The sequence below is a fragment of the Eubacterium ramulus ATCC 29099 genome, assembly GCF_000469345.1.
Lineage (GTDB): Bacteria > Bacillota > Clostridia > Lachnospirales > Lachnospiraceae > Eubacterium_I > Eubacterium_I ramulus.
The window spans coordinates 1-8,287 of sequence record NZ_KI271081.1 but is presented as its reverse complement, the minus strand read 5'-3'; the positions used below and the strand labels follow the sequence as shown (position 1 = coordinate 8,287).

At 38.8% G+C, this 8,287-nt stretch carries 11 protein-coding genes; all 11 read right to left on the bottom strand.

The annotated features are described in order from the left end of the window. Positions 1-270: 270 nt before the first annotated feature. Positions 271-1,647, bottom strand: a complete 1,377-nt coding sequence (locus tag HMPREF0373_RS01365) for a sensor histidine kinase (protein WP_021737751.1) — start codon at positions 1,645-1,647, stop codon at positions 271-273. Next, the gene (locus HMPREF0373_RS01360; protein ID WP_005359225.1) at positions 1,635-2,297 is read right to left on the bottom strand and encodes a response regulator transcription factor; all 663 of its coding nucleotides are present in this window, start codon (positions 2,295-2,297) and stop codon (positions 1,635-1,637) included. The genes HMPREF0373_RS01365 and HMPREF0373_RS01360 overlap by 13 nt, the downstream gene beginning before the upstream one ends. 14 nt (positions 2,298-2,311) lie before the next feature. After that, positions 2,312-3,052 (bottom strand): lantibiotic immunity ABC transporter MutG family permease subunit, encoded by a 741-nt coding sequence (locus HMPREF0373_RS01355; RefSeq protein ID WP_021737750.1) that lies wholly within the window; start codon positions 3,050-3,052, stop codon positions 2,312-2,314. A 1-nt stretch (position 3,053) separates the two neighbouring features. Further along, complete coding sequence (locus HMPREF0373_RS01350; RefSeq protein ID WP_004853398.1) at positions 3,054-3,785, bottom strand: lantibiotic immunity ABC transporter MutE/EpiE family permease subunit; 732 nt, start codon at positions 3,783-3,785, stop codon at positions 3,054-3,056. Then, on the bottom strand, positions 3,778-4,491 hold the full coding sequence (locus tag HMPREF0373_RS01345; protein WP_005609481.1) for a lantibiotic protection ABC transporter ATP-binding protein: 714 nt from the start codon (positions 4,489-4,491) through the stop codon (positions 3,778-3,780). Before HMPREF0373_RS01345 ends, HMPREF0373_RS01350 begins: the two co-directional genes overlap by 8 nt. A gap of 78 nt (positions 4,492-4,569) precedes the next feature. Then, entirely contained in the window at positions 4,570-4,896 is a 327-nt protein-coding gene (locus HMPREF0373_RS17230; protein ID WP_021737749.1) for a hypothetical protein, read from the bottom strand. 178 nt (positions 4,897-5,074) lie between these two features. After that, a complete protein-coding gene (locus HMPREF0373_RS01335) occupies positions 5,075-5,983 on the bottom strand; it encodes a radical SAM mobile pair protein B (protein ID WP_021737747.1) in 909 nt (302 codons plus the stop codon). Continuing rightward, on the bottom strand, positions 5,971-6,660 hold the full coding sequence (locus HMPREF0373_RS01330; protein ID WP_021737746.1) for a radical SAM mobile pair protein A: 690 nt from the start codon (positions 6,658-6,660) through the stop codon (positions 5,971-5,973). Before HMPREF0373_RS01330 ends, HMPREF0373_RS01335 begins: the two co-directional genes overlap by 13 nt. Continuing rightward, entirely contained in the window at positions 6,657-7,094 is a 438-nt protein-coding gene (locus tag HMPREF0373_RS01325; RefSeq protein WP_015567822.1) for a radical SAM mobile pair system MarR family transcriptional regulator, read from the bottom strand. Before HMPREF0373_RS01325 ends, HMPREF0373_RS01330 begins: the two co-directional genes overlap by 4 nt. Positions 7,095-7,217: 123 nt before the next feature. After that, positions 7,218-7,646, bottom strand: coding sequence for a hypothetical protein (locus HMPREF0373_RS01320; protein ID WP_021737745.1), 429 nt, complete (start codon positions 7,644-7,646; stop codon positions 7,218-7,220). Between the two features lie 49 nt (positions 7,647-7,695). Further along, entirely contained in the window at positions 7,696-8,232 is a 537-nt protein-coding gene (locus HMPREF0373_RS01315) for a VanZ family protein (protein WP_049946793.1), read from the bottom strand. Positions 8,233-8,287 lie beyond the last annotated feature (55 nt).

The window sequence follows — 8,287 nt, the reverse complement described above, 5'->3', positions numbered from 1 at the left end:
TGTTATACTGTGTTATGAAATTTTCTTTCCCTTATTTTTTCCCATATTAAGGTTCATGAAAACCAATGTGAGAATATAACACAAGGGAAAGAGTAAGGGAAAGCTCACTTGCTACAAACTTAGTATTTTCAAGGGTTTGCGAAGAATTTGATAATTAAATATAACAGTTATTAAATTTCCTAAAATATGTGAAATATCAACTGGAATTTGTATTTCTGTTTGTTTTAAAAATGGGCAAAATTTCTTTTACATAGCTTAATTGCGGTCTATTTAGCTTGTTTCCTGACTACTCAGGAAAAATATTTCTACCCTCGCCCCACCTGTATTTTCAGAATTTGAAAGTTTAATACCTCCACCATATTTTTCAGCCACAGTTTTTGCAAAAAATAGTCCCATCCCATAATGGGCTTCGCCATTTCTACTTGTGTCATCCATAAAAAACTGCTCTGTGCCATGCAATAATGCTTCTTTTGTAAATCCTGATCCGCTATCCTCCACAATGAATGTCAGCCGGCCATCCTGCTCCTTTGCGTCAATATAAATGATTCCATTTTCTTTTGTATGCTCCACTGCATTCTGAATCATATTCATTACGGCCCGGAACATTGGATCATAAGCAATCGTTACCTTTTTATCACTTTGTCCCGCCTTCCAATCTATTTTCTGGTGATAGATTTCTACCAGTCCGAGTGCCTGTTCCTTTATATCTGCGAAAAAATCTTCTAACCTCACCGTTGTATAGGTAACATCACTGCAATTCCATGACTTTGTGACATCTATCAACTGTTTTACATAACTTTGTATCTGTGTTGTGCCGTTCAAAACATAAGTGATATTATTCTTCTGTTCTGTGGTCAGTTCAGTCTCTGAAAGTAGTTCTGCATTTCCCCGTACAATCGTAAGAGGTGTTTTAATATCATGCGCCAAAGCAGACATCTGTTGTTTCTTTTCCTGCTCTGTTTTCCACTGCTTTTCTAAAGATTCTCGCAATGCATCTCGCATATCATCGATTGCCGATAAACAGTCATCAAACTCTTTGATACCGGAACAGGATGTCTCATATTCCAGATTTTGATCCTTTATTTGTCTGATTGCGTCTAATACAGGCTGCATCTGCTTTTTGATTCTTTTTCCAAAACGTATGGACGGAATGATGATAATCGCTACCGCTCCAATCACTGACATAATACTCATCACATTCTGTGGTTCTATAAAATGCTCCCTCAAAAAAGCTGAATGATATTGAGGTGTCAGGCGATATTGCAATACAACATATTCATTTTCCCTTACAATTACTTTATAAAAATATTTCCCGGATGCGTTTCCGTACTTTGCAACATTCCATGCTATCTGTTCGTATTGTTCTGACAGATCTCCACCTATTTTCTCTCCATTCTCTGAAAAGATTACATAATCACAAAGTGCAGGAATCATCTCAGCAGTTACTTTATCCGCACGTAAAATCGTATCATATGCTTCATTAATCTTTTGCTCTGCATAATTCGCCGGATAGATACAGCCCACACTAATCAAAAGGGACAGCAGCAGCCAAGCAACAATCACCAAACCTACTAATGATCCAAGCATGACCAGTACATATCTCATAAAAATCCAGCTGAGTGCATTGCTTCTCTTTACTCTTCCCATTTATATCCAATCCCCCAGACTGTTTTTATCGGTGTATAATCATAATCCGCAAATTTTGCTCTTATATTTTTGATATGCGTGATTATAGTACTGTCATTACTCTCATTGTCAAAGCCAAAGACCGCTTCCAATATCTGTTCCTTCGAGAAAACCTGTCCTCTGTTTTTAGCCAGAAATTCACAGATTTCGTACTCCGCTTTCGTAAGAGGAAGTTCCTTATCATCAACCAATAGTTTCTTTTGAGATATTTGAATACAGACCCTTCCCAAAACCATCCGGACAGAATGTTCCCTGTGCTCTCTTCTAAGATGTGCATTGATCCTTGCCCGAAGTTCCATCACTCCAAATGGCTTTGAAATATAATCATCTGCACCTAGAGAAAGTCCGTTTACCAGACTGTTTTCCTCCGTTTTTGCCGTAAGAAACAAAATCGGACAATCCACAAGTATCCTAATTCTTTTGCATAATTCGAAGCCATCAATTCCAGGCATCATAATGTCCAGTAAAATCAGGTCATAACGATGTAATTCTTCCATATTAATTTTTAGTGGATTACTTACTTTGGTAACCAGATGTCCATCCTTATTCAAAATGCTTTCTATCATTTCCAAAATTGCCGGTTCATCATCAACTGCCAGTATTTTTGCCATAGTTTCCCTCGATTCTATTCCGATATTCTGTTTCCTTCCCAGTGGTTTACCCACCAAAAATAGTATACCATACTAATCCCTGTAAATATTAAGCAACCTGGTATGAATGACAACCATTCACCTACACTAGTTTCTCCCAATACAGATTGCAGATAAGTATATGGTACTCTACCCGTCCAGCAGACAAATACATATTTCCACACATAATCTCCAAGTCCGGTAAGCATCAATGCACTAATTAGTCCTGATATAATCCCTGCTCCAATGGATACCCCTTTTCCAAACTGAAAAGCCAGAATCAGCTGCCACAGATAAAGTGGAACACTGCTTCCCCACAGCAGCAATGCTGCAAATATACATCCTTTCATGATTTCGATATCGCTTGATGCGATTCTTCCAAATCCAATTCCGAATATGATTGCTGTCAATAGGATAGAGCACAGACACAAAACCAGTAGCATCAACAGTTTCGATAAAAATGCTGTAAGTTTATCTGGTAAAGACAACAGGTTTTGAAAATTACCTGCATTTTGTTCCTGTTCCATCACACTTGCTGTAAAAATTCCAATAAGTACCGGAAGTCCTGCTCCTATTGCCTGATAAAATGCAATCACTTTCATATTTTCATTCCATGGTGAAAAAAAGTAATATATTAAAAATATAACGCTGGTTATAATCGGAATCAGTAAGTGTGCCAGAATCACAGATGTTCCTTTCATCTTTCGCAAGTCTGCATTAAGAGATCTTCCAATCATCTTATTTCACCTCTCTTCTCTCAAACCATTTCAAAAACAGAACCGTTACAAAAACAAACCAGATGATTGAGAGACACATTCCCGGAACAATGACTCCCGTATCCAAAAGAGGATTCCCTGCTTCTGCGGCAAGTCCATTTGGTAAAACATGAAGCAACGGGCACATCATTCGCATAGGGATTGCAGAAACAAGTACATACCAGATTCTGGTTTGTGATATTACCACACCGCTGACGGTAATAAATAGGCAGACGAACAGGTTTACAATCATTCCAAATCGTTCACTTAAAAATAAAGCTACCGGAATCTCCCATAACTCAGAAACCGTCAGAAACAATACTGCAATCAACGCTCCTCCAACTGGAACATGTGTCGTTAGAAGAAAGCCTCCAAGCGTTGCTCCTGCAAACACAATCACATTAGAAAACAAAATCATGTACCCAATATAAATAATTTTCCCCAGCAACAATTTTCTTCTGTCTGTGGGAATAGTCATTAAATGATAGTATTTTATCTTTTTCTCCTGTGCCACAGAAAGATAACAAAATAGAGCAATCATCCCCGGCAGCAAAAGTGTATACCACCAGTTCCAAACACTTTCTGCATAAGCATTTGTCATCCCAAGAGTAAATATAAATGCCATGACAAATGTAAGAAGAGGAAATCCCCAGATAAACTTTTTTCGCATGGTTCTTTTGGCTTTTTGATGTTCTGCTTTTATAATATTAACCATGGATTTCACCTGCTTTCTGGTTTTTTCTTACCACATTCATAAACAAATCTTCAAGATTATCTCCCTGCTTTAATGCTCCTTCGTATCCTAAGATTCCACCTGAAATAATCCCGACTTTATCTGCAAGTAACTGTACCTCTGAGAGAATATGACTGGAGAGAATTACAGTGATTCCCTGTTCCGGAAAAGACCGGATCAGCTCTCGTAATTCCTCGATGCCTATTGGATCTAATCCATTCGTAGGTTCATCCAATATCAAAAGTTCCGGTTCTCCAAGCAATGCCATTGCAATGCCTAGTCTTTGCTTCATCCCCAAAGAAAACTGTCCTGCTTTCTTCTTTCCGGTGTTTGTAAGTGATACAATCTGCAAGACCTCATCAATTCTGTTTTCATCTGTACCAAGCAATAATTGTCTTACCTTCAAATTCTCTCTGGCGGAAAGATTTTCATAAATAGGCGGATTTTCAATTAACGCTCCTATTTTTGATAAATCTTTCCTATCCAAAAGTTTTCCATCAAAGTAAATCTTTCCTGCAGTTGGTTTCATCATACCGGTCAGCATTTTCAATGTGGTAGATTTACCAGCGCCATTCGGTCCAAGCAGTCCATAAATCTGTCCCTTTTCGATATTAAGTGAAACATTATTTACCGCTTTCTGTTTTCTAAAATATTTACATAGATTTTGTGTCTGTAACATCATTTCCATCTTTACTATCCTTCCTTCTATATTTCATTTCTTACTGAAATATAACCTAACAGAAAAAAATAAAGATTTGATGAAGATTTATTCCCGTATGGAATAAACCATCAATTGAATATCATTATCAGAACTCGGCTTTCCACTGAAATCAGCAAAGCTGTTACAAATACGAAGTCCTAATTTACAGAATATCTCCGTGATTTCATCCAAACTATATAACCTTATAGGATTTCCTTCTTTCATTTCAGGCTTATAAAGTGCTTCTCCATACATATAGTCTACCTGCCCATATATCAGCGTTTTTCTATCCTTCTCCCATTCAAAAGCAGATAATGTAAGTCCCTTTTCTCCTGCATCCCATAACTTGCAAGGGAAATGTGTTTGGGCATAGCTTCCATTCATGATATCCATAAAGTGCTTTGTGTACTTCTGCTAAACTGTTGTTCATAGCCAAACCTCAACCTCCTTGTGCTTAGAGTATATGAAGTTTTGGCTTTATCTTGTAGTTTGCGAATATCCGTATAAATAGAAAAAACCCTTTGAGAAAAGGATTTCTCCTCTCTCAAAGGGCAAGTTGACAAACTTGAAGTTAGCGATTTCTTTTTCCGGTATTCTCTGTCCCACGGATTTCCTCATGATAGAAATAATCTACGATCACCGGATGTCCCTGCGGGACTCTGCCATAAGGCATTTCATTATCCACAAAGGCACAATCATACTTCTTAGCCATTTTCTCAGCTTTTACTTCAAGTGCTTCAAAGTAGCTGCGGTTATGCTTGTTATAGATCTCGTCGTAAAGTGGTACAAGATCAGGATATTTTCCGGCGATATAATCCATAATTGTCTTTTTGAAACCGCCTCGAAGATTGAGATTTTCGAGCCAGAACAGATCGCACTGATCCTTTACCCGCTCAAAGATTGCTTCAAAATCCGTGATACCGGGGAATACCGGGGATACGAAACAGACTGTACGGATACCTGCTTCATATACCAGCTTCATAGCAGAGATACGGCGCTCAATGCTCGAAGCAGAGTCCATATCGTTCTTGAAATTTTCATCTAGTGTGTTGATCGACCATGAAACGGTTACACGTCCAAGCTTCTTCAGCAGATCAATATCCCGTACCACAAGATCTGACTTTGTGCAGATCAGAATATCTGCGTCACTGCCGATCAGCTGCTCCAGAAGTTTTCTGGTATTCCCGAATTGCTTCTCCTGTGGATTGTAGCCATCTGTCACAGAACCGATGACCACCCGCTGTCCGGCATATTTCTTCGGATTTTTAATTTCCGGCCAATGCTTCACATCAAGGAAAGTGCCCCATTCCTCCTTGTGCCCGGTAAAGCGCTTCATAAAAGAAGCATAGCAATACTTGCAGGCATGTGTACAGCCCACATAGGGATTGACCGAGTAACCGCCTACCGGCAGACTAGACTTAGTCATGATGTTCTTTGTTTCCACCTCACGAATGAGGATTCCATTTATTACTTCTTCCATGATTTCTGTACCTCTAACACTTTATTAAATTCTTCCGGCATTTCCTGAATCATATTTTCATCCCCTATGATAGGGACAAGGTCTTCCTTCATAAACACCGGAATGCCGAGCTTATGTGCCTGGTTCGTCAGAGACCATGCCCATTCCGGCTCCGTATGAATCTTCCTGCTCTGAGCTCCGGTCATGGTGCCCACAACGATCCAATTGATTCCGGAAAGGTCAACTGTGCCGGGATCGTCGAATAACGGCTCAAAGGTAACATGGTAATGTTTTGCTCTAACGTTTTTCCGAAGGGCGTCGATACGCCACAGTTCTGCTTTCCTCGTCACCGTAATGCCAAACCATGCGTTTTCCAGATCGGTATCAAAATCCAGCAAATCAGGTCGCTTGGTAAGGAACAGGAACTGATGCTGTGGATTTTCACGGATCTTTGCAAATACCTCATCTCTCCATTCCGGCTTCCATCCGGAGAGATCGCTCATCCCAGTAAGAAGAAAGTTCTGCGGACGTTTCTTTTCCATCATCTTGAGCTTACCCGGAAAGAATTCAGGGTCAGCGAAGTCATCAATCATATGCCAGCGTTTCACGTTGTTGTGGGCATAGCAATATGCACACCCCACTGTGCAGCCAATGACGATATTCATGTTCTGAATCTGATCTTTGATACAAATACTCATGACTTCTGCCACTCCTCAAGATTCTTTCTGATGCGGTCGAGGCATTCCTCAAACCGGGTAATTTCTTCCTCTGAAAAACCTTTGTAGTAAATACTGCCCATCTCATCAGATACAGAATCGTACTCGCCCTTTAAGGCATGTGCTTTCTCAGTCAGAAACAGGAGTGTTTTCCTTTTGTCCGTTTTAGACTGAACACGGCTTATCAGCCCTTGATTTTCCATTCTTTCCAGCATCGTAGTAAGAGATGTTATCGCTAATCCGCATTTAGTCGAGAGTGACCTGATTGAGATACCATCCTCCTGCCACAGCACATAAAGAATACGTCCCTGGGCTCCATTAAACGCATCAATATTCTTTTCACTGAGAATCTTCTCGAAAATCCGGTCTCCAAGCTGTTTTATTTTGGTGACAAGAAATCCTCCATTCATTTCCATACAAAAGCTCCTATATAGTAGTTTATCAAAAACATACTATATAGGAGCTTTATTGTCAAGAGTTTATATGTCTTAATAGGTAAATTCCGTTTTTTTCAATTCTCCAAACTGAAATTTGTCGCTTTAATACCCGTGGTCAACATGTTCCCAATTCCCACTGTCATTCCTAATTAGAATCCATTTCCAATCATCATATGTTGAATCCGGATTAAGCGAACCATCCCCGCCTGATGAGTCTACATCGAAAGATGATAATATTACGATTGCTTCATCCGCGTCATATTGTTCAGTCCATTCATCAAATTCATCGGCGTATGTATCTCCGGGATAGGACAGTTTTGTCAGTGTGCAGCCGTCAAATTCGTTGCCGAAATAGTCTTTTACTGTTTGGAAAGCCGCCTCAATATCACTGTCTGAATATATTTCCGATGGTTTCCAATCAGGAATTTGAACATTGTCAATATTCCCACCACTATTCTTTCCACTACAGCCGGCAAGAACAAAAATCATTATCAAAGCTGTCAGAAAACAGAATAAAGTTTTCCTATTCATTTTTCGATACCTCCTACGAATTCAAATTTTCATCCCTACAGACTGAAATTTATTTTTTCCTTGTGGTTATACGAAGTAACAAGCATCCTATCAAAAATCCAACGAGAGTCCCACAAGTATTCATAATCACATCATCTAACTGTGCAAACCTTCCAATAAATGTTTGCAAAAATTCTATACCAATCGAAAATACTGCTCCAAGTATAACGCCATTCCACCAATGCTTGTGGATATTCTTAAAAATAAATACTGGCAAAAATCCATATGGAATGAATAGACATATATTCAAAATAGTTGCCGCATTAAATCCATCCTCAAATAATTTAAAACTAATATAACTATCAAGTGGTGAGGATATTCCAAAACTACCACCAATAATTCCTGTAATTTTTAATATTGATACAACTATTAGAATCCATAAGAATTGACATAACCAATTTAAAATCTTAACTTCAATTTTCTTCTTCTGGATAAATTCAATACCCACTTCGATAATCATAACACCTGCAAAAATAATAAGTGCCATTGGAAATAATCTCACTAATATCCATATTCCAGTCCATATTTCCATTGTAATATAACTCACTATCATTCCTCCATAACTTCAAATTGAACAAAATCGCTGCGCGATGGCCTGCCAA